21 protein-coding genes and 3 rRNA genes are annotated in these 25918 nt (G+C 63.1%); 3 read left to right on the top strand and 21 right to left on the bottom strand.

The features are described from left to right. Window positions 1–7 precede the first annotated feature (7 nt). The gene (locus LMQ14_RS07565) at window positions 8–1495 is read left to right on the top strand and encodes a DNA-3-methyladenine glycosylase 2 family protein (RefSeq protein ID WP_267735406.1); all 1488 of its coding nucleotides are present in this window, start codon (window positions 8–10) and stop codon (window positions 1493–1495) included. Continuing rightward, on the top strand, window positions 1492–1983 hold the full coding sequence (locus LMQ14_RS07560; RefSeq protein WP_267734144.1) for a methylated-DNA--[protein]-cysteine S-methyltransferase: 492 nt from the start codon (window positions 1492–1494) through the stop codon (window positions 1981–1983). Before LMQ14_RS07565 ends, LMQ14_RS07560 begins: the two co-directional genes overlap by 4 nt. Window positions 1984–2026: 43 nt before the next feature. Here LMQ14_RS07560 and rrf read toward each other — a convergent pair. From rrf to murA, 4 genes are all read right to left on the bottom strand, one after another. Beyond that, a 5S ribosomal RNA gene (gene rrf, locus LMQ14_RS07555) occupies window positions 2027–2139 on the bottom strand. Between the two features lie 87 nt (window positions 2140–2226). Beyond that, window positions 2227–5310: ribosomal RNA gene (locus tag LMQ14_RS07550) — 23S ribosomal RNA — on the bottom strand. A gap of 275 nt (window positions 5311–5585) precedes the next feature. Then, window positions 5586–7104 (bottom strand): 16S ribosomal RNA (locus LMQ14_RS07545). Together the 16S, 23S and 5S rRNA genes form the textbook arrangement of a ribosomal RNA operon. Window positions 7105–7488: 384 nt before the next feature. Then, window positions 7489–8742, bottom strand: coding sequence for a UDP-N-acetylglucosamine 1-carboxyvinyltransferase (gene murA / locus LMQ14_RS07540; protein ID WP_267734143.1), 1254 nt, complete (start codon window positions 8740–8742; stop codon window positions 7489–7491). Between the two features lie 70 nt (window positions 8743–8812). On the opposite strand from murA, the gene LMQ14_RS07535 reads away from it, so the two are divergent. Further along, a complete protein-coding gene (locus LMQ14_RS07535; protein ID WP_267734142.1) occupies window positions 8813–9385 on the top strand; it encodes a cob(I)yrinic acid a,c-diamide adenosyltransferase in 573 nt (190 codons plus the stop codon). A gap of 25 nt (window positions 9386–9410) precedes the next feature. Here LMQ14_RS07535 and LMQ14_RS07530 read toward each other — a convergent pair whose 3' ends face one another. From LMQ14_RS07530 to rho, 17 genes are all read right to left on the bottom strand, one after another. Continuing rightward, window positions 9411–9854: a DUF2550 domain-containing protein gene (locus LMQ14_RS07530; RefSeq protein ID WP_267734141.1), complete on the bottom strand. Its 444-nt coding sequence runs from the start codon at window positions 9852–9854 to the stop codon at window positions 9411–9413. Between the two features lie 7 nt (window positions 9855–9861). Next, on the bottom strand, window positions 9862–10227 hold the full coding sequence (locus tag LMQ14_RS07525; RefSeq protein ID WP_267734140.1) for a F0F1 ATP synthase subunit epsilon: 366 nt from the start codon (window positions 10225–10227) through the stop codon (window positions 9862–9864). 29 nt (window positions 10228–10256) lie between these two features. Continuing rightward, a complete protein-coding gene (atpD, locus tag LMQ14_RS07520) occupies window positions 10257–11708 on the bottom strand; it encodes a F0F1 ATP synthase subunit beta (RefSeq protein WP_267734139.1) in 1452 nt (483 codons plus the stop codon). 23 nt (window positions 11709–11731) lie between these two features. After that, window positions 11732–12646: a F0F1 ATP synthase subunit gamma gene (locus tag LMQ14_RS07515; RefSeq protein ID WP_267734138.1), complete on the bottom strand. Its 915-nt coding sequence runs from the start codon at window positions 12644–12646 to the stop codon at window positions 11732–11734. A gap of 6 nt (window positions 12647–12652) precedes the next feature. Next, window positions 12653–14326 (bottom strand): F0F1 ATP synthase subunit alpha, encoded by a 1674-nt coding sequence (gene atpA, locus LMQ14_RS07510; protein ID WP_267734137.1) that lies wholly within the window; start codon window positions 14324–14326, stop codon window positions 12653–12655. 44 nt (window positions 14327–14370) lie between these two features. Continuing rightward, on the bottom strand, window positions 14371–15711 hold the full coding sequence (locus LMQ14_RS07505; RefSeq protein ID WP_267734136.1) for a F0F1 ATP synthase subunit B/delta: 1341 nt from the start codon (window positions 15709–15711) through the stop codon (window positions 14371–14373). A 6-nt stretch (window positions 15712–15717) separates the two neighbouring features. After that, a complete protein-coding gene (locus LMQ14_RS07500) occupies window positions 15718–16227 on the bottom strand; it encodes a F0F1 ATP synthase subunit B (protein WP_267734135.1) in 510 nt (169 codons plus the stop codon). A 9-nt stretch (window positions 16228–16236) separates the two neighbouring features. Beyond that, the gene (locus tag LMQ14_RS07495; protein ID WP_090609504.1) at window positions 16237–16482 is read right to left on the bottom strand and encodes a F0F1 ATP synthase subunit C; all 246 of its coding nucleotides are present in this window, start codon (window positions 16480–16482) and stop codon (window positions 16237–16239) included. 83 nt (window positions 16483–16565) lie between these two features. Further along, on the bottom strand, window positions 16566–17324 hold the full coding sequence (gene atpB, locus LMQ14_RS07490; RefSeq protein ID WP_267734134.1) for a F0F1 ATP synthase subunit A: 759 nt from the start codon (window positions 17322–17324) through the stop codon (window positions 16566–16568). Next, entirely contained in the window at window positions 17317–17781 is a 465-nt protein-coding gene (locus LMQ14_RS07485; RefSeq protein WP_267734133.1) for an ATP synthase subunit I, read from the bottom strand. The genes atpB and LMQ14_RS07485 overlap by 8 nt, the downstream gene beginning before the upstream one ends. 224 nt (window positions 17782–18005) lie before the next feature. After that, a complete protein-coding gene (locus LMQ14_RS07480) occupies window positions 18006–19226 on the bottom strand; it encodes a glycosyltransferase family 4 protein (protein ID WP_420714624.1) in 1221 nt (406 codons plus the stop codon). Window positions 19227–19261: 35 nt separating this feature from the next. Beyond that, entirely contained in the window at window positions 19262–19915 is a 654-nt protein-coding gene (locus LMQ14_RS07475; protein WP_267734131.1) for an L-threonylcarbamoyladenylate synthase, read from the bottom strand. Then, the gene (gene prmC / locus LMQ14_RS07470) at window positions 19912–20754 is read right to left on the bottom strand and encodes a peptide chain release factor N(5)-glutamine methyltransferase (RefSeq protein WP_267734130.1); all 843 of its coding nucleotides are present in this window, start codon (window positions 20752–20754) and stop codon (window positions 19912–19914) included. Before prmC ends, LMQ14_RS07475 begins: the two co-directional genes overlap by 4 nt. Next, entirely contained in the window at window positions 20751–21824 is a 1074-nt protein-coding gene (gene prfA, locus LMQ14_RS07465; protein ID WP_267734129.1) for a peptide chain release factor 1, read from the bottom strand. The genes prmC and prfA overlap by 4 nt, the downstream gene beginning before the upstream one ends. A gap of 102 nt (window positions 21825–21926) precedes the next feature. Further along, on the bottom strand, window positions 21927–22166 hold the full coding sequence (gene rpmE / locus LMQ14_RS07460) for a 50S ribosomal protein L31 (protein ID WP_085220951.1): 240 nt from the start codon (window positions 22164–22166) through the stop codon (window positions 21927–21929). Window positions 22167–22349: 183 nt separating this feature from the next. Next, window positions 22350–23924, bottom strand: a complete 1575-nt coding sequence (gene fadD1 / locus LMQ14_RS07455; protein ID WP_267734128.1) for a fatty-acid--CoA ligase FadD1 — start codon at window positions 23922–23924, stop codon at window positions 22350–22352. 11 nt (window positions 23925–23935) lie between these two features. Next, complete coding sequence (rho, locus tag LMQ14_RS07450; protein WP_267734127.1) at window positions 23936–25873, bottom strand: transcription termination factor Rho; 1938 nt, start codon at window positions 25871–25873, stop codon at window positions 23936–23938. Window positions 25874–25918: the final 45 nt, after the last annotated feature.

The following is a 25918-nucleotide window of genomic DNA, read 5'->3' as shown; positions in this document are numbered from 1 at the left end:
TGGAAGCGTGCATGACGATTTCGAACGCTGTTACCGGGCGGTCCAGTCCAAGGACGCCCGGTTCGACGGCTGGTTCGTCACCGCTGTGCTGACCACCCGCATCTACTGCCGGCCCAGCTGCCCGGTGCGCCCGCCGTTCGCTCGCAATGTGCGGTTCTTACCGACCGCGGCGGCCGCCCAGCGGGCGGGTTTCCGCGCATGCAAGCGATGCCGCCCCGACGCCTCGCCGGGTTCGCCCGAGTGGAACGTACGCGGCGATGTCGTGGCGCGGGCCATGCGGCTCATCACCGACGGCACGGTGGACCGCGACGGCGTGGGCGGTCTGGCCGCCCACCTTGGATACACGACCCGGCAGCTGGAGCGGCTTTTGCAGGCCGAAGTCGGCGCCGGCCCGCTCGCGCTGGCTCGCGCGCAACGAAGCCAGACCGCCCGGCTGCTGATCGAGACGACCGACCTGCCGTTCGGCGATGTCGCGTTCGCCGCGGGCTTTTCCAGCATCCGCCAGTTCAACGACACCGTGCGCCTGGTGTTCGAAAGCACACCGAGCGATTTGCGGAAGCGTGCGGCGACCCGCTTCGGGTCGAACGCGACTTCGCCTGGGACACTGTGCCTTCGGCTGCCGGTGCGTACCCCGTTCGCGTACGAGGGCGTCTTCGGCCATCTGGCCGCGGGCGCCGTTCCCGGTTGCGAGGAAGTGCGCAACGGTTCGTACCGGCGCAGCCTGCGGCTTCCGGCCGGCAACGCCGTGGTCGCGCTGACGCCGGCCGTCGATCACGTCCGCTGCCTACTCGTGCTCGACGACTTCCGCGATCTCACCACCGCGATCGCCCGCTGCCGGCGGCTGCTGGACCTCGATGCCGATCCGGAAGCGATCGTGGACACACTGAGCCGCGACCCGCTGCTGGCTCCCGTCGTGGCCAAGGCGCCGGGACAACGCATTCCGCGCGCGGTCGACGAGGCCGAACTCGCGGTGCGCGCGGTGCTGGGTCAGCAGGTCTCGACGAAGGCCGCACGCACCCACGTCGGCCGATTGGTCACCGCGTACGGGTCGCTGGTGCACGACCCCGAAGGCGCACTGACGCATGCCTTCCCGTCAATCGAGCAACTCGCCGAGATCGATCCCATCCATCTGGCGGTCCCCAAGGCCCGGCAACGGACGATGAGTGCGCTGATCGCCGGGCTCCTCGACGGCAGCGTGGTCCTGAACGCCGGAAGCGATTGGGACAGCGCGCGCACCCAACTGTTGGCCCTGCCGGGGGTCGGCCCCTGGACGGCAGAGGTGATCGCGATGCGCGGCCTCGGCGACCCGGACGCCTTTCCCGCCAGTGACCTCGGGTTACAGCTCGCCGCCAAGCAGCTGGGCTTGCCGACGAATCAACGCAAACTCATTGAGCACAGCGCACATTGGCGCCCTTGGCGCTCTTATGCCACCCAGCATTTGTGGACCACCCTCGAGCACCCGGTAAATCAATGGCCGCCACAGGAGGTCGCGTGATCCAGTACCGCACCATCGACAGCCCGATCGGGCTGTTGACGCTGGCCGGCCACGGCTCGGTGTTGACCAATCTGCGGATGGTCGATCAGACCTACGAACCGAGCCGCGCCGACTGGTCGCCCGATCCGGGAGCATTCAGCGCGGCCGTCGATCAACTCGTGGCGTACTTCGCCGGCGAGCTCACTACTTTCGACGTGGAGCTCGACCTGCGGGGCACCGAATTCCAGCGACGGGTCTGGCGGGCGCTGCTGACAATTCCGTATGGGGAGACCCGGTCGTACGGAGAAATCGCCGAACAAATCGGGGCCCCCGGCGCCGCGCGCGCCGTCGGATTGGCCAACGGCCACAATCCGATCGCTATCGTCGTCCCCTGCCATCGCGTCATCGGCGCGAATGGCAGCCTCACCGGGTTCGGCGGCGGGCTCGGCCGAAAGCGGACACTGCTCGAATTAGAAAAGCAGCGGTCGAATTTGACGTTATTCGATTGAAGAATGCAAAAACACCCCCTTTGCAGGGGGTGTTTTTGTGTATGTTCGGCGGTGTCCTACTTTTCCACCCGATCGGGCAGTATCATTGGCGCTGACAGGCTTAGCTTCCGGGTTCGGAATGGGACCGGGCGTTTCCCTGTCGCTGTGGCCGCCGTAACTCTATTTATTTTTCCATTCAAGTGTATTGATGGGGGGTGTGGTATTTGGCGCGACTAAAAAGTCACAAATAGTGGTTGCGATTGTGTTGGTAAGTTTTCGGCCGGTTAGTGCCAGTTCCCTGCACTCATTACTGAGCTTCTAGGTCTGGCCTATCAATCCCGTGGTCTGCGGGGGGCCTTATCCCTCTAAAAGGGTGAGAAACCTGATCTTGGAGAAGGTTTCCCGCTTAGATGCTTTCAGCGGTTATCCTGTCCGAACGTAGCTATCCAGCGGTGCCTCTGGTGAGACAACTGGTGCACTAGAGGTTCGTCCGTCCCGGTCCTCTCGTACTAGGGACAGGTTTCCTCAAGTTTCTGACGCGCGCGGCGGATAGAGACCGAACTGTCTCACGACGTTCTAAACCCAGCTCGCGTGCCGCTTTAATGGGCGAACAGCCCAACCCTTGGGACCTGCTCCAGCCCCAGGATGCGACGAGCCGACATCGAGGTGCCAAACCATCCCGTCGATATGGACTCTTGGGGAAGATCAGCCTGTTATCCCCGGGGTACCTTTTATCCGTTGAGCGACACCCCTTCCACTCGGGGGTGCCGGATCACTAGTCCCGACTTTCGTCCCTGCTTGACGTGTAGGTCTCGCAGTCAAGCTCCCTTGTGCACTTACACTCAACACCTGATTGCCGTCCAGGTTGAGGGAACCTTTGGGCGCCTCCGTTACATTTTAGGAGGCAACCGCCCCAGTTAAACTACCCGCCAGGCACTGTCCCTGAACCCGATAAGGGTTCGAAGTTAGGTGTCCAATACGGTCAGAGTGGTATTTCAACAACGACTCCGCTCTAACTGGCGTTAGAGTTTCACAGTCTCCCACCTATCCTACACAAACAGTACCGAACACCAATACCAAGTTGTAGTGAAGGTCCCGGGGTCTTTTCGTCCTGCCGCGCGTAACGAGCATCTTTACTCGTAGTGCAATTTCGCCGAGTCTATGGTTGAGACAGTTGGGAAGTCGTTACGCCATTCGTGCAGGTCGGAACTTACCCGACAAGGAATTTCGCTACCTTAGGATGGTTATAGTTACCACCGCCGTTTACTGGGGCTTAAATTCTCCGCTTCACCTTACGATTAACGGGTCCTCTTAACCTTCCAGCACCGGGCAGGCGTCAGTCCGTATACATCGTCTTGCGACTTCGCACGGACCTGTGTTTTTAGTAAACAGTCGCTTCCCACTGGTTTCTGCGGCCGGATCCCGCTCCCAGCGCAAGGCTGTTCACGGTAAGCCGGCCCCCCTTCTCCCGAAGTTACGGGGGCATTTTGCCGAGTTCCTTAACCATAGTTATCTCGTACGCCTTGGTATTCTCTACCTGACCACCTGTGTTGGTTTGGGGTACGGGCCATGTATGCGCTCGCTAGAGGCTTTTCTTGGCAGCTGAGGATCACCGAATTCGCCTCAATCGGCTATGCATCACCTCTCAGGAATATGAACGACGGATTTGCCTATCGTTCTCCCTACAGGCTTGCCCCAGTATTACCACTGACTGGTACGGCTACCTTCCTGCGTCACCCCATCGCTTGACTACTACCCATCCGGGTCCCACGCAGCCGGCAGTCCTCGCACCCCGAAGGGATTGATAGACCACCATTTGGGTGGTTAGCAGAATGGATTCGTCAGGGACGCTCATACACGGGTACGGGAATATCAACCCGTTGTCCATCGACTACGCCTGTCGGCCTCGCCTTAGGTCCCGACTCACCCTGGGCGGACTGGCCTGGCCCAGGAACCCTTGGTCTTTCGGCGGGCAAGGTTCTCACTTGCCTAATCGCTACTCATGCCTGCATTCTCACTCCTCCACACTCCACCATCGGTCACCCGACAGCTTCTCTGCGTGGAGGACGCTCCCCTACCCAACCTTGCGGTTGCCGCGGCTTCGGCGGTGTGCTTGAGCCCCGCTACATTATCGGCGCACAATCACTTGACCAGTGAGCTATTACGCACTCTTTCAAGGGTGGCTGCTTCTAAGCCAACCTCCTGGTTGTCTTTGCGACTGCACATCCTTTTCCACTTAGCACACGCTTAGGGGCCTTAGCCGGCGATCTGGGCTGTTTCCCTCTCGACGTACGGAGCTTATCCCCCGCCGTCTCACTGCCACGCTATACACCACGGCATTCGGAGTTTGGCTGACGTCAGTAACCTAGTAGGGCCCATCGGCCATCCAGTAGCTCTACCTCCGTGGTGAAACACGTAACGCTGCACCTAAATGCATTTCGGGGAGAACCAGCTATCACGGAGTTTGATTGGCCTTTCACCCCTACCCACAACTCATCCCCTCAGTCTTCAACCTAAGTGGGTTCGGGCCTCCACGCGGTCTTACCCGCGCTTCACCCTGGCCATGGGTAGATCACTCCGCTTCGGGTCCAGAACATGCCACTCAAGCGCCCTATTCAGACTCGCTTTCGCTGCGGCTACCCCACACGGGTTAACCTTGCGACATGTCCCTGACTCGCAGGCTCATTCTTCAAAAGGCACGCCATCACCCCACAAGGAGGCTCTGACGGATTGTAGGCACACGGTTTCAGGTACTATTTCACTCCCCTCCCGGGGTACTTTTCACCATTCCCTCACGGTACTAATCCGCTATCGGTCATCGAGAAGTATTTAGGCTTACCGAGTGGTCTCGGCAGATTCACAGCAGATTTCACGGGCCCGCTGCTACTCGGGTGTTGATACAAGGCAGGTGCCGGGTTTTCGCGTACCGGGCTCTCACCGTCTACGGCAGACCATCCCAGGCCACTTCCGCTAACCACGACACTTTCTAACTGCCCCTCAGCCAGGTAGAGCTGAGACATATCAATCCCACAACCCCGCACACACAACCCCTACCCGGTTACACATGCATGCGGTTTAGCCTGTTCCGCGTTCGCTCGCCACTACTAGCGGAATCACAATTGTTTTCTTCTCCTACGGGTACTGAGATGTTTCACTTCCCCGCGTCCCCTCCCGCACCCTATATATTCAGGTACGGGTAACACGACATAACTCGTGCTGGGTTTCCCCATTCGGAAATCCTCGGATCAACGCTCGGTTGACAGCTCCCCGAGGCATATCGCAGCCTCCCACGTCCTTCATCGGCTCTCGATGCCAAGGCATCCACCATGTGCCCTTAAACACTTACTAACACAAAATTTTAAAAGAAATTACACAAATAAACACGTCACCACGAGGGCAACGCATTCATTAGATGCTCGCAACCACTATCCAATACTCAAACACCACACCCCACCACCAAGATGGAGGGACACCACTCAGGTAAAACCCGAGTGTTGTCTCAGGGCCCAATAGTGTGTCTGGCGATTGCCTGTTGTTGTGCACCCAGCCCTCGTCCACTACAGACGAGAACCCCTCACGGCTCACACCCCACCAATTGGAGTGTTTCTCGTGGTGCTCCTTAGAAAGGAGGTGATCCAGCCGCACCTTCCGGTACGGCTACCTTGTTACGACTTCGTCCCAATCGCCGATCCCACCTTCGACAGCTCCCTCCAAAAGGTTAGGCCACTGGCTTCGGGTGTTACCGACTTTCATGACGTGACGGGCGGTGTGTACAAGGCCCGGGAACGTATTCACCGCAGCGTTGCTGATCTGCGATTACTAGCGACTCCGACTTCACGGGGTCGAGTTGCAGACCCCGATCCGAACTGAGACCGGCTTTAAAAGGATTCGCTTAACCTTGCGGCATCGCAGCCCTTTGTACCGGCCATTGTAGCATGTGTGAAGCCCTGGACATAAGGGGCATGATGACTTGACGTCATCCCCACCTTCCTCCGAGTTGACCCCGGCAGTCTCTCACGAGTCCCCGGCATTACCCGCTGGCAACATGAAATAAGGGTTGCGCTCGTTGCGGGACTTAACCCAACATCTCACGACACGAGCTGACGACAGCCATGCACCACCTGCACACAGGCCACAAGGGAACCGACATCTCTGCCGGCGTCCTGTGCATGTCAAACCCAGGTAAGGTTCTTCGCGTTGCATCGAATTAATCCACATGCTCCGCCGCTTGTGCGGGCCCCCGTCAATTCCTTTGAGTTTTAGCCTTGCGGCCGTACTCCCCAGGCGGGGTACTTAATGCGTTAGCTACGGCACGGATTCCAAGGAAGGAAACCCACACCTAGTACCCACCGTTTACGGCGTGGACTACCAGGGTATCTAATCCTGTTCGCTCCCCACGCTTTCGCTCCTCAGCGTCAGTTACTGCCCAGAGACCCGCCTTCGCCACCGGTGTTCCTCCTGATATCTGCGCATTCCACCGCTACACCAGGAATTCCAGTCTCCCCTGCAGTACTCCAGTCTGCCCGTATCGCCCGCACGCCGAGGGTTAAGCCCCCGGTTTTCACGAACAACGCGACAAACCACCTACGAGCTCTTTACGCCCAGTAATTCCGGACAACGCTCGCACCCTACGTATTACCGCGGCTGCTGGCACGTAGTTGGCCGGTGCTTCTTCTGCAGGTACCGTCACTTGCGCTTCGTCCCTGCTGAAAGAGGTTTACAACCCGAAGGCCGTCATCCCCCACGCGGCGTCGCTGCATCAGGCTTGCGCCCATTGTGCAATATTCCCCACTGCTGCCTCCCGTAGGAGTCTGGGCCGTATCTCAGTCCCAGTGTGGCCGGACACCCTCTCAGGCCGGCTACCCGTCGTCGCCTTGGTAGGCCGTCACCCCACCAACAAGCTGATAGGCCGCGGGCCCATCCCACACCGCAAAAGCTTTCCACCACATGACATGCGTCTCGTGGTCATATTCGGTATTAGACCCAGTTTCCCAGGCTTATCCCGAAGTGCAGGGCAGATTACCCACGTGTTACTCACCCGTTCGCCACTCGAGTACCTCCGAAGAGGCCTTTCCGTTCGACTTGCATGTGTTAAGCACGCCGCCAGCGTTCGTCCTGAGCCAGGATCAAACTCTCCAAACAAAAACTCCTCGATAAACGAGGTGAATTTACAATCAGAGAAAATCTGACCTAACAAAAAGACACCAAAAACTGGCATCAAAATAAAACGACCACACCCATCACACGGGGAGTGTTTACGGTGTAGTCAAAAAAACAACAACAAACAAAAACACCAAACACACTATTGAGTTCTCAAACAACACTCTTGCTTGTTTCGCCCGCTTCGGGGCAACCCTGCCAGCTTAATACAATTCCGGCAGAGGCGTCAACCCCCAAATTTCTTGCGATCGTGGTGATCGCTGCGAGGGCAGCCGTGCCAGGTTAGTACCAATCCGGCGAGGGAGTCAAGCCCCGGTCTCGGTCTCCTTCGATGTGGTGACCGCGCCTGTGGGGCACTGACTTTGGTTACTGTACCCGCTCGATCTCCGCTCCCAAAATCGCGAGGTTTTCCACGAACAACGGGTAGCCGCGATCGATGTGAAAGACGTCGTGGACCTCGGTGTCACCGTCGGCGACGAGTCCGGCGAGCACCAGGCCGGCACCGGCCCGGATGTCCGAACACCAGACCGGGGCGCTGGAAAGTTGCGGCAGCCCCCGCACCACGGCGTGATGGCCGTCGGTGCGCGCGTCGGCGCCGAGGCGGATCATCTCCTCGACGAATCGGAAGCGCGCCTCGAACACGTTCTCCGTGATCATCGAGGTGCCGTCGGCGATCGACGCCAGCGCAATCGCCATCGGTTGCAGATCCGTCGGAAAACCGGGAAACGGCAACGTCGCAACGTTCATGGCCTTCGGACGCTCGTACTGCGTCACACGAAAACTGGTGTCCGTCTGGGTGACGGTGGCCCCCGCGTCGTGCAGTTTGTGCAGCACCACCTGAAGATGCGCCGGATCGATACCGCTGACCGAGATGTCACCGCGGGTGATCGCGGCCGCAATCCCCCAGGTGGCGGCCACGATGCGGTCACCGATCACCCGGTGCTCGGTGGGATACAGCCGCGGTACCCCCGTAATCGTCATCGTCGGCGAACCCGCACCCTCGATCTGCGCGCCCATCTGGTTGAGCATCGTGCAGAGATCGACGACGTCGGGTTCCCGCGCCGCATTGTGGATCGTGGTGACACCCTCGGCGACGACGGCGGCCATCAGGATGTTCTCGGTGGCGCCCACCGAGGGGAATTCGAGCTGAATCTCCGCGCCGCGCAACCTATCTGCGTGAGCGACGACACAGCCGTGCTCGATGTTGCAAGTGGCACCCAGTTGCCGCAGGCCCGCCTGATGCATATCCAGTGGACGCGATCCGATCGCGTCACCGCCGGGCAGTGCGACCTTGGCCCGTTTGCATCGGCCGACCAGCGGGCCCAGCACACACACCGACGCGCGGAACTGCCGCACTGCCGCGAAGTCCGCGTCGTACTTGGGCTCGTCGGGTGAGGTGATGCGGGCGACGTCGCCGTCGAGTTCGACGGTGGCGCCCAACCCGCGCAGCACCTCGGCCATCAACGGCACATCGAGAATGTCGGGGCAGTTGGTGATCGTGCTGGTGCCTTCGGCCAGCAGGGTCGCGGCCATCAGCTTGAGCACGCTGTTCTTGGCGCCCCCCACGGCGACTTCGCCGGACAACCGGTTGCCGCCGGTTACCACGAATCGCTCAGACACCCGCGTCAGTCTAGTGAAGCGGTATCGGCTTGTCAGTCAGCTAACTCACTTCGCCGAGTACGGTTTATTCATGGCAGTACACCTGACCCGCATCTATACCCGGACCGGCGACGATGGAACCACGGGATTGAGCGACTTCTCCCGGGTTTCGAAAAACGATCCCCGCCTGGTGGCATACGCGGACTGTGACGAGGCCAACTCCGCGATCGGCGTCGCCATCGCCCTGGGGCAGCCTGATTCCGAAATCGCGGACGTGCTGCGCCAGATCCAAAACGATCTGTTCGACGCCGGCGCCGATCTGTCCACACCGGTGGTGGAGAACCCGAAATATCCGCCGTTGCGAGTCGCCCAGTCCTACATCGACCGGCTCGAAGGATGGTGCGACAAATACAACGAACCCCTGCCGGCGCTGAACTCCTTTGTGCTGCCGGGTGGTTCGCCATTGTCGGCGCTGTTGCACGTCGCCCGCACCGTGGTGCGTCGCGCCGAGCGATCGGCTTGGGCGGCAGTCGATTCCGCGCCGGACCAGGTCAACGGGCTGCCGGCGAAATACCTGAATCGGTTGTCGGATCTACTCTTCATCATGTCGCGGGCGGCCAACCCGGACGGCGATGTGCTGTGGAAGCCGGGCGGCGGCGCCTAAACCGGTTGAACCGCTGGGCTTTTGGTCAGACGCTGCGACGGCGTGCGCGCGGTGACGGACGTGACTCCAGCCATGACAAGAACGCGGTCAACGCGCCCTGATCAAGCGCGATTTCGTAACCCGACCTGCGTTCCTGCGTCGTGTCGCGTAGTTCCAGCACCACGATCTTGTCGGTCATGATGTCGAACTCGTCGCCGCGCGGCGCACGCCGGGCCACGATCTCGACGCCTCGCCTGCTCAGCCGGCGATCCGGCCAGAGCCGGACACTGGAGAGCCGATAGAACGCGGCTTCACCCCCGCGGTAACGGATCACGCCGTGCCGCCAACCGTGGCCTCCGACCGCAGGGATGTCCCGCATGATTCCCGCGGTTCCGCCCTGCCGCAGCTTCAGCAGCCGATAACTCAGCGCCAGGACCGCAGCGCCCAGTAATACGACGAGCACGACCATGCCAACCATGGGCGCGCTCATCGGCGGGCTAGACGATCGCGCCGACGGCGCGCAATCTGGCGCGTCCCCTGGCGGCAATGCGAGGATCGTCGGACTCGGAATCCTGCTGGGCTTGGCTCTCGTCGATCTCCGACTCGAACTCGGCGGACTCGGCGAGAATCGTGACACTCTCTTCGGTCACCGACAAGAAACCGCCGTCCACCGCGACCCGCAGATCGTCCTCGCCTTCGCGTTCGACACGCACCATCGCGTCGTCGACCAGCTGCGCCACCAACGGGATATGGCGGGGCAGGATGCCGATCTCGCCGGCGGTGGTTCGAGTGAACAGGAACGTTGCCTCCCCCGACCAGATCTTGCGGTCGACGGCGACAATCTCAACGTTCAATTCAGCCATCTCACACCACCTTTCGACTCGGCCAGCAGTTAGAGCTTGGCACCAAGAGTCTCGGCCTTCTTCGCCAAGTCGTCCAGGCCACCGATCAGGAAGAAGGCCTGCTCGGGCACGTGGTCGAAATCGCCCTTGCTCAGCCGGTCGAACGCCTCGATGGTCTCCTTGACGGGGACCGTCGAACCGGGCTGACCGGTGAACTGTTCGGCCGCCATCATGTTCTGCGACAGGAATCGCTCGATGCGCCGGGCCCGGTTGACCAGCTGCTTGTCCTCTTCCGACAGTTCGTCGATACCGAGGATCGCGATGATGTCCTGAAGGTCCTTGTACCGCTGCAGGATTCGAATGACTTCCTGCGCAACGCGGTAGTGCTCGTCACCGACGACGCTTGGGTCGAGGATGGTCGAGCTCGACGCCAGCGGGTCCACGGCGGGGAAGATGCCCTTGGAGAACACCGACCGGGAGAGCTCGGTAGTGGCGTCCAGGTGGGCGAACGTCGTCGCCGGTGCCGGGTCGGTGTAGTCGTCGGCCGGCACGTAGACCGCCTGCATGGAGGTAATCGACTTGCCTCGCGTCGAGGTGATGCGCTCCTGCAGCTCGCCCATCTCGTCGGCCAGCGTGGGCTGGTAACCCACCGCCGACGGCATCCGGCCGAGCAGTGTCGACACCTCGGATCCGGCCTGCGTGAACCGGAAGATGTTGTCGATGAACAGCAGCACGTCCTTGCCGGCCTCGTCGCGGAACCACTCCGCCATCGTCAGCGCGGACAGCGCCACTCGCATACGAGTGCCGGGCGGCTCGTCCATCTGACCGAAGACCAGCGCGGTGTCCTTGAGCACGTTGGCTTCCTTGAGCTCGACCCAGAGGTCGTTGCCCTCACGGGTGCGCTCCCCCACGCCGGCGAACACCGAGGTCCCGGAGAAGTTACGGGCAATACGGTTGATCATCTCCTGGATCAGCACCGTCTTGCCCACGCCCGCGCCGCCGAACAGGGCGATCTTGCCGCCACGCACGTACGGAGTGAGCAGGTCCACCACCTTCAGTCCGGTCTCGAGCATCTCGGTGCGGGGTTCGAGGTCCTCGAAAGCGGGCGGCTTGCGGTGAATCGACCAGTGCTCGAAGTCTTCTCCGTATCCCGGCTTGTCCAGGCAGTAGCCCAGCGCGTTGAAAACGTGGCCCTTGACGTCCTCACCGACCGGCACGGTGATCGAGTTGCCGGTGTCGGTCACCTCGACGCCGCGCACCAGGCCGTCGGTGGGCTGCATCGAGATGGTGCGCACCAAATTGTCGCCGAGGTGGTTCGCCACCTCCAACGTCAGAGTTTTCTTGAGCTCCTCGAACGTGATCTCCGCGTGCAGTGCGTTGAACAGTTCGGGGACCGAGCCCCGCGGGAACTCGACGTCGACGACCGGCCCGGTCACCCGTACCACACGGCCGCTGGTGTCCGATTTAGTCGGCTTGTCGGTCTTCTCGGCAGTAGCGCTCATATCTTTTTCGCTTCCTTGTGGGGCTACTTGGCGGCGTCGGCGAGCGCGTTTGCGCCACCGACGATTTCGCTGATTTCCTGGGTGATCTGGGCCTGCCGCTCGCGGTTGGCCTCTAGCGTCAGGGCCTTGATGAGGTCGTCGGCGTTGTCGGTGGCCGACTTCATCGCCCGCTGGCGCGATGCCAGCTCCGACGCGGCGGACTCGAGCATGGACGCATAGACCCGCGTGGTCAGGTACCGCGGGAGCAATGCATCGAACAGCGTCGTCGCGTCCGGTTCGAATGAATACAGGGTGCGCGGTCCGGTGTCTTCCTCGACATACTCCAGAACCAAGGGAGCCATCCGATGGGCCACCGCCGTCTGCGACATCATCGATTTGAACTCCGAATACACGATGTGCAGTTCGTCGACGCCCGCAACGTCGTCGGCCTGCTCGTCATCCCCGGCGCCCTTCATGAACGCCTCGACGAGGGTTGAGCCGATCTCGGCGGCGTTCTCGTATTGAGGCTGCTCGGAGAAGCCCGACCACGACTCGGCGATGTCCCAATTCCGGAAAGTGTAATAGCCCTGCGCTTTTCGGCCCACCGTGTAGAGGACCGGTTCTTTTCCCTCCTCGCGAAGCTGGGCGAAGAGTTGTTCGGAGCGACGGAAGATGCTCGAGTTGTACGCGCCGCACAAACCGCGGTCGGAGGACACCACCAGGACACCGGCCCGGGTCGGTTCCGCACGCTCAACGAGCAACGGATGGTCCAGAGCAGCTTCGCCGGCCAGGGTGGTGAGCATCCGGGTGATCTCGAAGGCGTAGGGCCGCGCGGATTCGAGCCGATTCTGCGCCTTGGGCAGGCGCGATGTGGCGATCAGCTCCTGGGCCTTGGTGATCTTCTTGATCGAGCCCGCGGAGCGGATCCGCCCGCGTAGTTCGCGAAGTGTGGCAGCCATGGTTAGCTACTTCTTGTCCTTCTTGGACTCGTTCTTGGCGTCCTTGTCCTTGGGTTCCGGCTTTTTGACCTTCACCGATTCCTTGCCGTCGTCCGCCTTGGCCTCGGCGTGCTCGTCGGGCACCACCGACCCACCGCCCGTTGCCGCGAAGCCCTTCTTGAAGTGATTGATGGCGTCGGTGAGCGCCTTCTCGTTTTCCTCACTGAGCTTCTTGCTCTCGCGGATGTCCGCGAGGATCTTTTCTTCGGAGCCCCGAATGTGGTCCAGCAGTTCGGTTTCGAACCGCTTGACATCCTCGACCGGCACCGAGTCCACGTGTCCACCGGTGCCCAGGAACATGGAAACCACTTGCTCCTCGACGGGCATCGGCTGGTTTTGTGGCTGCTTGAGCAGCTCGACCAATCGCGCGCCGCGCTCCAACTGCGCCTTCGAGGTGGCGTCCAGATCGGAGGCAAAGGCGGCGAAGGCTTCCAGCTCGCGGTACTGCGACAGGTCCAAACGGAGACTTCCTGCCACCTCTTTCATGGCCTTGATCTGCGCCGCACCACCGACTCGGGACACCGAAACACCGACGTTGATGGCCGGCCGGACGCCCTGGTTGAACAGGTCCGTCTCCAAGAAGCACTGCCCGTCGGTGATCGAGATGACGTTGGTCGGGATGTAGGCCGAGATGTCATTGGCCTTGGTCTCGATGATCGGCAAGCCGGTAAGGGAACCGGCACCGAGTTCGTCGGACAGTTTCCCGCAGCGCTCCAACAGCCGCGAGTGCAGGTAGAAGACGTCGCCGGGGTATGCCTCGCGGCCCGGCGGGCGGCGCAGCAGCAGCGAGATCGCACGGTAGGCCTCGGCCTGCTTGGTCAGGTCGTCGAACACGATGAGCACGTGCTTGCCCTGATACATCCAGTGCTGAGCGATCGCCGAACCGGTGTACGGCGCAAGCCATTTGAAGCCCGCGGCATCCGAGGCGGGCGCCGCGACGATGGTGGTGTAGTCCATCGCGCCGCCCTCTTCCAGAACGCGCCGGACGGAGGCGATCGTGGTGCCCTTTTGGCCGATGGCCACGTAGACGCAGCGCACCTGCTTCTTCTCGTCGCCCGTCTCCCAGTTCTGCCGCTGGTTGAGGATGGTGTCGACGCAGACTGTGGTCTTGCCGGTCTTGCGGTCGCCGATGATCAGCTGACGCTGGCCACGGCCGATCGGTGTCATCGCATCGATGGCCTTGATGCCGGTCTGCAGCGGCTCACTGACGCTTTGCCGTTGCACCACCGAGGGTGCCTGCAGCTCCAGTGCGCGCCGCGTCTCGGCTTCGATGTCGCCGCCGCCGTCGATCGGTTGGCCAAGCGGGTTGACCACCCGCCCGAGGAAAGCGTCACCGACGGGGACCGACAGCACTTCGTTGGTGCGCTTGACCTGCTGGCCCTGTTCGATCTTCTCGAAGTCACCGAGGATCACCGTGCCGACGCTGTGCTCGTCGAGGTTGAGGGCGACACCGAGGACGCCGCCCGGGAACTCGAGCAGCTCCTGGGTCATCACCGACGGCAGACCCTCGACGTGCGCGATGCCGTCTCCGGCATCGATGACGGTGCCGACCTCCTCGCGAGAGGTGTCGGAGGTGAAGGAATCTACATACTCTTCGATCGCGCTCTGGATGTCAGCAGCGGATATCGTCAACTCGGCCATAGCTTTTCGTCTTCCTACTTCGGTTATTGCTGACTAGTTCGTGTTCACTCGGGCAGTTGAGCCTCGGCTGCGGTCAGGCGAGACGAGAGCGTCCCATCGATCACTTCGTCGCCCACGGAAATCAGGAGCCCACCCAGCAGTGCGGCGTCGATCTGCAGCTGCACGGCCACCGGGTGCCCGTAGATGCGGCTGAGCACCTCGGTCAGGCGAGTGCGCTGTGCTTCGCTGGGCTCGGCCGCCGCACTCACCTGCGCGACGACTTCGTTGCGCCGTGCCACCGCCGCTTCGGCCAAGAACATCACGGCGTCGTCGGCCGATTGACCTCTCAAGAGCTCAATCGTCTGGGACAGCAGTGAATTCGTGATCCGGTTGCTCTGGCCGGTCGCGTTTTTGAGCACATTGCGTAGCAACCCGACTCGGCCTTCCGCCGGAGCCCCGTACTCGCCGAGCAGGACTGCGAGGCGCGGCTGTGCCTCAAGGATCCGGGCAAACCGGAACAACTGGTCTTCGACCTCGTCGACCCGATCCTCGCGCGCGGCGACCTCCAGCAGCGCTTGCCGCGCCACGTGTTCGACGGCGTCGATCAGATCCGAGTTAGCGGACCACCGTTCCGAGACGGCGGTCCTCAACACCTCAAGAGTGGGATCGCCGACTTTGCCGGACAGCAAGCGCTCGAGCAACCTGACCCTGGGTGCGGCGTCCTCGGAAGGCAGCGTGAGATACCGGGTGACGACGATTTCGCCGTTCAGCATCTTGGCCACCGAAACCAGTTCGGCCGCCAGCTTTTCCAGTCCTGGATTGTCGAGATCCTTTGCGACGGCGTCGAACCGATCCGTGACGCTCTTCAGCGCACGCCGACTGGCCGAGCGCAGCTTCGCCATCAAGGGGTACTTGACGTCAGTCGCAGCGGGCGCCATGGCATCGAGCTCGTCCAGAAACCGATCGACGGTGGACGATTGCTGCTGGGCGTCGGCGACGTAGTTGCGCACCAATTCCTCTGCCTGGCGCACAGATTCGTGCCCGAGCTCCAGCCGCAGCTGACGGCTCAGCTGGGCCCGCAACAGCTCCGCCTGGCGCGCACCCTGTGCCTTGATGCGCTCCGCATCGATGGCGGCCTGGGCCCCTAGCTGTTCGGCAATCCGTACCGCGTCTACCTTGGCCTCTTCGACGACCTGCTCCGCGTCCGACTTGGCGGCTTCCACAGCCTTGCTATGGGCGGTCGTCGACTCGGTCAGCCGCTCGGCGGCCGCCGCCGAGTCATCCAACTGCTGGCGCACCGTGTTTTGGCGAGCGGCCATCAAATTGCGCACTGGCGGCACGACGTAGCGCACCACCAACCACACGATGGCCGCGAACCCAATCAGCTGTCCAATAAACGTCGACATTGATAGTTACCTTGTCGCGGCAGAAGTTGTGACGTCGACGCCGAGGATGCGACTGGCCAACGTCGCCGACATGGTAGCCACGTTGGCACGCAAATCCAGTTCCACGGCGTCCCTTTCCCGCTTCAATTGCTCGCCCGTCTGCTGCAAAGTCGCCAGCACCTGCTGCTCGGCGTTTGCGCGCGCGTCGTCGACGACCTTGCGGCCATCCGCGCGGGCTTTGTCGCGGAAGGACGACGCCTGCACTCGGGCTTCTTTCATCGCCTTCTCGTAGTCGGCCTGCGCGGCTTCGAACTGCTCGTTCGCCTTCTTGGTGTCGGTGGCTGTCTTGGCGACCATCGCGTCGCGTTCGCGCAACACCTTCATGACCGGCGGCACGACGAACGTGCCGATGACGGCCAGCACGATCAAGAAGATCGCCAGCACGAAGAAGAAAGTGCCGTTGGGGACGAGGAAGTTATTGCCCCCCTCGGCTGCTAACTGGCTGGACGCCAGAAGGCTGCGACTCGCGTCACCCATCACTGCGAACTAGCCGACGGGGGTGGCGAAGACGAACAGCGCCATGAAGGCCAGGTTGATGAAGTACGCCGCCTCAACCAGACCGACGGTGATGAAGAACGGCGTGAACAACCGGCCTTGCGCTTCCGGCTGACGGGCAATACCCGCAACCAGCGCGTTACCGGCAATACCGTCACCGATACCGGCACCGATTGCGCCGCCGCCCATGATGATTCCACCGCCGATGAGAGCAGCGGCAGCGACTTGGGGGTCCAGGGCCATTCTTTTCCTCCTTATAACTGGTAGTGATCTACCAGGCTTCTGTAATGGTGTGTGGCTCAGGCCGATTCATTGCGATCTCAGTCATGGTGATCCTCGATCTCCATGGCTTGGCTGAAGTACAGGATGGTCAGAATCGAGAAGATGAACGCCTGGATGGCGCCGACGAACATGTCGAACGCCTTCCAGATCGCGTTGGGCGCCCACATGATGTACGGCGGGAAGAGCGCGATCAGCGCGACCAGGATGCCACCGGCGAAGATGTTGCCGAAAAGTCGCAGTGACAACGAGATTGGCTTTGCGAGTTCTTCGACGAGGTTGATCGGCGCCAGGAACGCCACGTGGCCCTTGAGCACCGCCAGCGGGTGCCCCACGATGCCGCGGCGCCAGATGCCGGCCACGTGGTAGGAGACAAATACGAAAAGGGCCAGCGCCAGCACGTAATTGATGTCTGCCGCCGCCGAGCTGAGCAACTCGGTGGTGCGCCCGGATTTGTCGGTGTACTGCAGCGGCAGCACCGACAGCCAGTTGGAGATCAGGATGAACACGAAGATGGTGACCGCCAGCGGCAACACGAACGGCGCAATCCGCATACCGACGGCGGCCTCGATCTGATCGCGCATCTGGACCGTGATGGCCTCCCAGAACAGCTGAACTCCGCTGGGGACACCGGTCGAGGTGATCTTCGCGCGCAGGTAGAAGGCCAGCGCGAGCACGATGACGGCGGCGATTCCGGTCGACAGAATCGTGTCGGTGTTAACGGTCAGCCCGAGCCAGACGGCGTGCTTGTGCTCGCCGACCTCGATTGCGCCTTCGGCCAGGAACCTCGTCTCACTCATCGCTGGTGTTCCCTCTTTCCGTGCCTTCCGATGCCGACTCCGACCAGTCGCCGGCGCGCAGCTTCTTCCATACCGGCAGCGCGGTCGAGAGCACCAGCACCACCTGGAACAGAGCCAAGCCGAACACCACGCCTAAGCCGGCGGGCCGGAAAATGTAAGCAATGATCAGGCCGATGACGGTGATGATCGCCAGCCGAGCCGCTGAGTTCAGCGCCATCGAGCTTTTCATCGGATGTTCTTTCGCAGTTATCGATGCAACCGAGCGGCGCACCAGAAGCGCGTTGAGCAAACCCAAGAGCAATCCGACGCCGAAGAACACTCCGACCATCAGGTGACCGGAGAAACCGGCGGCAGCTACCACGACCGCGGTGATCGCAGCGCAGACCAGCAGGAGCCGGGACGGATTGAATGCAACAGAGGGAAACACCAACGGCGCGTCCTGCGCTGGTGTCGTCACTGCAGCACCTCAATCCGGATTGGTGGAGCGGAAAACTTCCGACTGACTGATCGGTAGCCCGCCGAGCGTATCGCACGTCACAGGGCATTCACTCAAGGGGTAGCTCCCTCTGTCGGTCGTCGATCGGCGCTGCCGGAAAACGATCCGGCGGGCCGATTGGCCGGCAACCCTCAAGATTCTTTTTGGGGTTCTACCAGCACCGTATCACAAGGTCAGCGCTACTACTACTCTTCGTCGTAGTAGTCGTCGCGACGGCGCAACAGCGGGATCGCCGTCGCTACGCCGGCAACCACAATCGCGCCCAGCATGACCGCGCCGGTATCGCGCGGGTTGAAGAAGATCGTGCTGGCGGCGCCGAACGCGACGATGCCGACCCACAAATAGATGAGCAGTACCACCCGTCGATGCGAATGACCGATCTGCAGCAACCGGTGGTGTAGATGCATCTTGTCGGGGCTGAATGCACTGCGGCCCGCGCGGGTGCGCCGCACGATGGCCAGCAGTAGGTCGAGCATCGGTACGAACATCACCGCGACCACCAGCAGGAACGGTGACAGTAGGGCAAAGACATCGCGGGCGCCGTAGGCATTTTGCGAGATCGGGCCGGCCGCTGTGGTGGATGCGGCAGCAAGCATCAGGCCGATCAGCATCGAGCCGGAGTCGCCCATGAAGATCTTGGCCTTGTGGAAGTTGTGGGGCAGGAAGCCAAGACAGGCGCCGGCCAGCACGACGGAGATAACCGCGGGCGGATAGAACAGCACGTCGCCGCCGTGGTCGCGGAGCAGACCGACCGAGAATATGCAGATCGCCAGCGCGGTGATGAGTCCCAGCCCGGCGGCCAGCCCGTCGAGTCCGTCGACGAAGTTCATCGCGTTGACGATCGACACCGTCAACGCGAGCGTCAGCAGGATCGACGACGCCTGGTCCAGCACGATGGTGCCGACGCCACCGAACGGGATGTACAGCACGCTCCAGGCGACACCCATCGTGACCAGCACGCTGGCGGCGGTGATCTGGCCGGCGAATTTCGTCAGAGCGTCCAGGCCCCAGCGGTCGTCGATGAGTCCGATGCCCATGATCACCGCGCCCGCCACCATGACCGCGGGCATACCGGTGGAATAGACGAACCCGCGGGTGAGCGCGGGAAGCTCGGATGCCAAGAACACGGCGGACGCGACGCCGACAAACATCGCCAGCCCACCCATGCGTGGGGTGGGCGTCACGTGCACATCGCGTTCCCGCGGATAGGCGACCGCGCCCAAACGAGTGGCCAGCACCCGAACCGGTCCGGTCACGAAGTAGGTGATGATCGCGGCGGTCAGTCCGACCAACGCCAGCTCACGCAGCGGGACCCCGGCGCCGCGATCGGACAGGGCGTGCAGACCAGCGGCAAGACTGACGAGATCACTGGCTGGAGCGCTAAACACCACGAGACCGTACGCCACCTTCCTTCAGACCAGAGTCCGCACTTGGCCGCCGGCTAGGCGATCAACCGTCCGGGATCCATTCCGAGTACTTCCGCGATGCGCTCGACACTGACCGGTCCGGCGCGCAGCAGGCGCGGGGTATCGCCGGTCAGGTCGACGATCGTCGAGGCGGCCTGCTGTTCGGACGGTCCCGCGTCGAGGTAGACGTCCACGAGATCTCCGAGTTGGTCGCGCGCATCGGCGGCGTTCACCGCGGGCGGGCGACCGGAGACGTTGGCACTGGATACCGCCATCGGCCCGACCTCGCGCAACAACTCGATGGCGACCGGGTGCAGCGGCATCCGCAGCATCACGGTGCCACGGGCATCCCCGAGATCCCACTGCAGCGAAGGCGCTTGTGCCACAACCAGACTCAGTGCACCCGGCCAGAATGCGCGGATCAGTTCGCGGGCCCCGTCCGGCACTGTGTAGACCAGGCCCTCGATGGTGTGCCAGGAGCCGACCAGAACCCCGACCGGCATGTCGCGTCCGCGCCCCTTCGCCGCCAGCAGTGCGGCCACCGCGGTGTTGTCGAACGCGTCGGCGCCGATGCCGTACACGGTGTCGGTCGGCATCACGACCAATCGTCCACCCTTGAGCGCGCCTACCGCCGAGGCGATTCCGGAGGAACGCTGTTCGGGTTCAGCACAATTGAACACCTCGGTCACGAGCCGCTCCTACTGGCAGTCACGAATCTTGGCCGGCCGGTGAGATCGTGCCGCGCCTGGATGTCATCGAAAAGCCCGGTGCCCTTGATCAATTCGACAGCCCGCGACGACGTGGTGTCATCGTGCTCGACGGCGAACAGGCCGCCGGGACGCAGCCAGCGTCCGGCGAGGTTCACCACCGCGTCGATCACCGCCATCCCGTCCGGACCACCGAACACCGCGTGCGATGGATCATGCTGGGCGACTTCGGGATCCAGCTCGACACCGTCCGGAACGTAGGGCGGGTTGGCCACCACCAGGTCGACTCGCCCGTCCAGCTCGGGAAGCAGGCCTTCGGCGGTGACGTCGGCGCGGACCAGTTCCACCGCGGTGCCCTCGACGTTGCGGCGCGCATACTCCAGGGCCGCATCGGAGTCGTCGATGGCGACGACCCGCGCCGCCGGCCAGTGCCGGGACAGCGTCACCGCCAAAGCACCTGATCCGGTGCACAGATCGACAATCACCGGTGCCCCAGCGAGGCGCTGTGCGGTGGCCCACTCCAAGACGGCCTCGGTCTCGGGGCGCGGGATGAAGACGCCGGGGCCGACGTGCAGCACGACCGGCCCGAATGCCGCCGTCCCGGTGAGGTGCTGCAACGGCACGCGCCGCGAGCGGGCGGCGACGACGTCGTGGTATCGGACCAAAAACTCGTCGTCGATCGACTCGATCAGGGTCAGCCGCCCCCGTTCGGCACCTGCGACGTGAGCGGCCAATTCCTCGGCATCCCAACGCGCAGAATCGATTCCGGCTTCGGCGAGCACCGCCGCAGCAGAGTCGATGGCGCGCCGTAGGACGGTCATGCCTGTTGCAGCCTGGCCTGTTTGTCAGCGGCGCTCAACGCGTCGAACAGCGCATCCAGGTCGCCGTCGAGAACCTGGTCGAGATTGTGTGACTTGAAACCGATTCGGTGATCGGTGATCCGGTTCTCCGGAAAGTTGTAGGTGCGAATCCGTTCGCTGCGATCCACGGTGCGGATCTGGCTGGCCCGGTCCGCCGACGCGTCGGCGGACGCCTGCTCCTCGGCGAGTGCCTGCAGCCGGGCGGCCAGCACCTGCATTGCCCGGATTTTGTTCTGCAGCTGCGATCGTTCGTTTTGGCAGGTGACGACGATTCCGCTGGGCAGGTGGGTGATTCGCACCGCTGAGTCGGTGGTGTTGACGCCCTGCCCGCCCTTGCCGGATGAGCGGTAGACGTCGATGCGCAGATCCGATTCATCGATCTGCACCGCGCCGACTTCCTCGAGTTCGGGATAGACCAGCACGCCGGCCGCCGAAGTATGCACGCGGCCTTGGGATTCCGTCACGGGGACGCGTTGCACGCGGTGCACCCCGCCCTCGAACTTCAAGCGCGACCACACCCCGTCGACCGAGTCGCCCTTGCTGGCGATCGTGAGCGTCGCATCCTTGTAGCCGCCCAGGTCGGAGTGGGTTTCGTCGAGCACCGTCACGGTCCAGCCGTGCCGCTCGGCATAGCGGATGTACATCCTGGCCAAATCGGCAGCGAACAATGCCGATTCCTCGCCGCCTTCACCGGATTTGACTTCGAGCACCACGTCGTCGGCATCATGCGGATCCCGCGGCGCCAGCATGTCGGTGAGCTGCGTGTCCAGTTCGGCGACGCGTGCTTCGAGTTCGACGACCTCGTCGGCGAACGACTCGTCGTCGGCGGCCAGTTCGCGTGCGGTCTCCAGGTCTCCGCGCGCCGCCTCCAGCTTGCGATGGGTGGCGACGATCGGGGCCACCCGGGCGAATCGGCGGCCGGCCTTGCGCGCCTCGTCGGGATTGCTGTGCAACTCGGGGTCGGCCAGTCGCTGCTCCAGTTCGGCGTGCTCGGCAAGCAGCACGTCAATCGTCTGTACCGGTTGCGTCATCACACACCTCCTCCCCCGTTCTTTGCGAGCATATTTGCCGCAAACGCGAACCGACGCCCGGCCTGCGCAGTTTCGTGCACAGTTCGGGCGTCGGTAAGGCAGCTATTTGTCGGCCGATTCCTTGTCGGCTCCGGCCTTCCGCTTTCCGTAGCGCTTTTCGAAGCGCGCCACGCGGCCACCGCTGTCCAGGATCTTCTGCTTGCCTGTGTAGAACGGGTGGCACTGCGAGCAAACCTCGACGGTGATGTGCCCGCCGTCCTTGGTGCTGCGCGTCTGGAACGTGTTGCCGCATCCGCAGAGCACGGTGGTCTCTCCGTAGGCGGGATGAATGTCAGCCTTCATGATGTCCTCTTCGATCGTTGTCGCCCTGGTCCCCCGCAGGGATCCGGCCGTCGGGCGTGAACTCAGAACCTGAAGCGGCTCCGGGCAGTCGACGCTCGATTATGCCAGGTCAACTACCTTCTCCCCAAACACCGAGATGCGCCCGCACATTCCCGGCGGCCCGAGGCCCCCCGGCTTCCCGGGTCAGGCCGGTGTGTAGGCCCTGCTTTGCCCGTTTCGGGTCCACAGCCGGCCACCCTCCGGCGTCGTTCCGCGCGCCCTGAGCTCGCGTTTGAGGACTTTGTTGGTCGCCGTGGTGGGCAGCCGATCGGTGAGCCAGACGTATCGCGGCCACGCCTTGGCCGACAAGTCGGGCTGATCAGCCAAAAACCGCCCGAACTCCGCGGGCGTCAGCTCAGCGTCGTCCTGCAGGACGATCGCCGCCATCACCTGGTCGCCGACGCGTTCGTCCGGAACCGCGTAGACCGCCACCTGGCTGATCGGCGCCAACCGTTCCAGGATCCGCTCGATGGGCGCGGTCGTCATGTTCTCGCCGTCGACGCGCAGCCAGTCACCGCTGCGACCGGCGAAGTAGATCCACCCGTCAGCGTCCCGATAGGCCAGGTCACCCGACCAGAACATCCCGCTCCGCAGGCGTGCGTCGGTGGCCTCGGGGTCGTTGTAGTAGCCGGCGAACAGTCCGGCGCCGGTGGTGTTGACCAGCTCGCCGATCGCCTCGTCGGCGTTGGCCAGCACGCCGTCGTCACCGAACACGGCGTCCGGGCACTCCGCGCCGGTCTCGGAGTTGTAGACGGCCACGCCCGGAAAGCCCTTGCCCAGCGACCCCGGCGGGCAGCCGACTTCGCGGGTGACGATGATCGCGCCCTCGGTGGAGCCGAAGCCGTCCCACACCGTGCAGTCGAAACGGCGACTGAACTCGGCGATGTCCCGATCACCGGCTTCGTTGCCGAAGGCCACCCGCAGCGGGTTGTCGCTGTCGTCGGGTTGCTCGGGCGTGGCGAGCACGTATGCGAGCGGCTTGCCGACGTAGTTCATAAAAGTGGCCCCGTACCTGCGCAGGTCGGGAAGCAGCCGGGAAGCCGAGAACGTCGCCGGGGCCATCGCGGCACCGGCGCACGCCGCCACACTCCAGCCGGCCAGCAGCGCATTGGAGTGAAAGAGCGGCATCGACATGTAGCAGACGTCGTGGGTATGCAGGCCGAACCGCTCGATCAGCGTCGAGCCGGCGAAAACAACGGTCAGATGCATCACCTGCACGGCCTTGGGGTCGCCACCGGTACCGGAGGTGAAGATCATCATGAAGGTGTCGGTGGGCGCGACCTCGCTGTATGGGGTCAGCGGCCCGGCGCCGGCCAGCAGCTTTGACCAGGACTCACTGGCCACGTCGAACACCCGCACACCGGGCAGATCCAGCCCGTCCAGCAAGCCCTGGTGGGCTGGATCGGTGAGCAGAATCTGGCAGTCGGCCCGCAAGATATCGCTGGCCAGCGCGGTGCCGCGGCGGGTGTCGTTGATCCCACAGAGCACGTAGCCGCCCAGTGCGGCCGCCGCCATGGCGGTGAGCATGTCGGGTGTGTTGCCGAGCAAGGTGCCGACATGCAGCGGACGGTCCGGATCGGCCGCGTCGATCAGGGCCGCGGCAGTAGCGCTGGCATCGGCGAGGTGTTCGCGCCAGGTCCAGACCCGTTCGCCGTACTTCAGCGCAGGCGCGTCTTGGTCCAAACGCTCACGAAGCAACTGCTGAAGCGTCTCCGCCACAGCTTGCGACGCTAGTCGTTGTCCATGTTCCCCGGGGTCGTCTTGGACACCTGGACCAGGAATTCGTAGTTGGTCTTGGTCTTGCGCAGCTGCGACATCAGCAAGTCGATGGCCTGGTGGGAATCCAGACCCGACAGCACGCGGCGCAGCTTGTGCACAATGCCGAACTCGTCGGGCGAGAGCAACAATTCGTCCTTACGAGTACCGGACGGGTTGACGTCGACCGCCGGGAAGACCCGCCGTTCGGAGATCTTGCGGTCCAGCTTGAGCTCGGCGTTACCGGTGCCCTTGAACTCCTCGAAGATGACCGTGTCACCGGTGGATCCGGTCTCGACCATCGCCGTGGCGATGATGGTCAGGGATCCGCCTTCTTCGATGTTGCGCGCTGCGCCGAGGAATCGCTTCGGCGGGTACAGCGCGGTGGAGTCGACACCACCGGACAGGATCCGGCCCGACGCGGGTGACGCGTTGTTGTAAGCGCGGCCCAGGCGGGTGATCGAGTCCAGCAGCACCACGACGTCTTTGCCCTGCTCGACGAGCCGCTTGGCGCGTTCGATGGCCAGCTCGGCGACGGACGTGTGGTCCGACGGCGGGCGGTCGAAGGTCGAGGCGATGACCTCGCCCTTCACCGAACGCGTCATGTCGGTGACCTCTTCAGGGCGCTCGTCGACGAGCACCACCATCAGGTGACATTCCGGGTTGTTCTTGGTGATCGCGTTGGCGATGTCCTGCAGGATCGTCGTCTTACCGGCCTTGGGCGGCGACACGATCAGGGCCCGCTGGCCCTTACCGATCGGCATGATCAGGTCGATGATCCGCGTGGTCAGCCGGTCGGGAGTGGTTTCCAGACGCAGCCGCTGGTTGGGGTACAACGGCGTCAGTTTTTGGAAGTCGGGACGCTTCTTGACGTCTTCGACCGGTCCACCGTTGACGCTGTCCAGGCGGACCAGCGGGTTGAACTTCTGCCGCTGGTTGGGCTGCTCGCCCTCCTTGGGCACCCGCACCGCGCCGGTCACCGCGTCACCGCGGCGCAAGCCGTTCTTGCGCACCATATTCATGGACACGTAGACGTCGTGCGGACCGGCCAGATAGCCGGAAGTGCGCACGAAGGCGTAATTGTCGAGGACGTCAAGAATGCCGGCTACCGGCTGGACGACGTCGTCCTCCCGCAATTCGGTGTCGCCGCCACCGCCGCCTTCGCCGGAGCGTTCACCGCGGCGCCTGCGGTCGCGGAACCGCCGGCCACGCCGGCCCCCACGCCCGTCGCCGTCGTCATCTTGCTGATTCGACTGATTCGAGCCGCCACGGTTCTGCTGGCCGCCCGAACCTTGCTGGTCGCCACCGTCCGAGGAACGCTCGTCGGTCTTGGCTTCCTTGGGGCCCCCGTCGCGTTGGTTTGTGTCGCGTTGGTTTGTGTCGCGTTGGTTTGTGTCGCGTTGGTTTGTGTCGCGTTGGTTTGTTTCGCGCTTGTCGCCCTCGCGAGGCGCGGTGCCATTGCGACTCTCCGAGCCCTCGCCGTCCGCCTCGTCGGCGGCGCGAGCGGCCGATCCCGCTTCGCGGGAGGCGCCGCGTCGTTCCCGGCGTGGGCCCCCCTCGGTCGCCGAATCCTTCTGTTCCCCTTGGGCAGTCGGTTCTTCGGCCGCAGTTTTCTCTTGGTTCTTGTCCTGTTCGGACTTGCCGGTGTCCTCGGTCGGGGCGGCGCCGGCAGATGTGCCGTTGGTCTGTCCCCTGATTTCCTTGATCGCGGCGATGAGTTCGTTCTTGCGCATCCCCGACGTGCCCTTGACGCCGGCCTGGTTAGCCAGCGCACGCAACTCGGGCAGCACCATGGTGGACAGGGAGCCGGCCGAGACGTTGGTTTTCACGTCTGGAGTGTCTGTGGTCACGGCGTCCGGCAGCTGATTGCTGTCGGTGTTTTCGTCAGCCGTGAACAGGTCCGTATCAGTCACGGATTTCCTTTCTTCCCTCGCTGATCACGTCATACGAGGGGTTCG

Source organism: Mycobacterium sp. Aquia_213 (assembly GCF_026625985.1).
Lineage (GTDB): Bacteria > Actinomycetota > Actinomycetes > Mycobacteriales > Mycobacteriaceae > Mycobacterium.
This window is presented reverse-complemented; position numbering and strand designations above follow the sequence as displayed.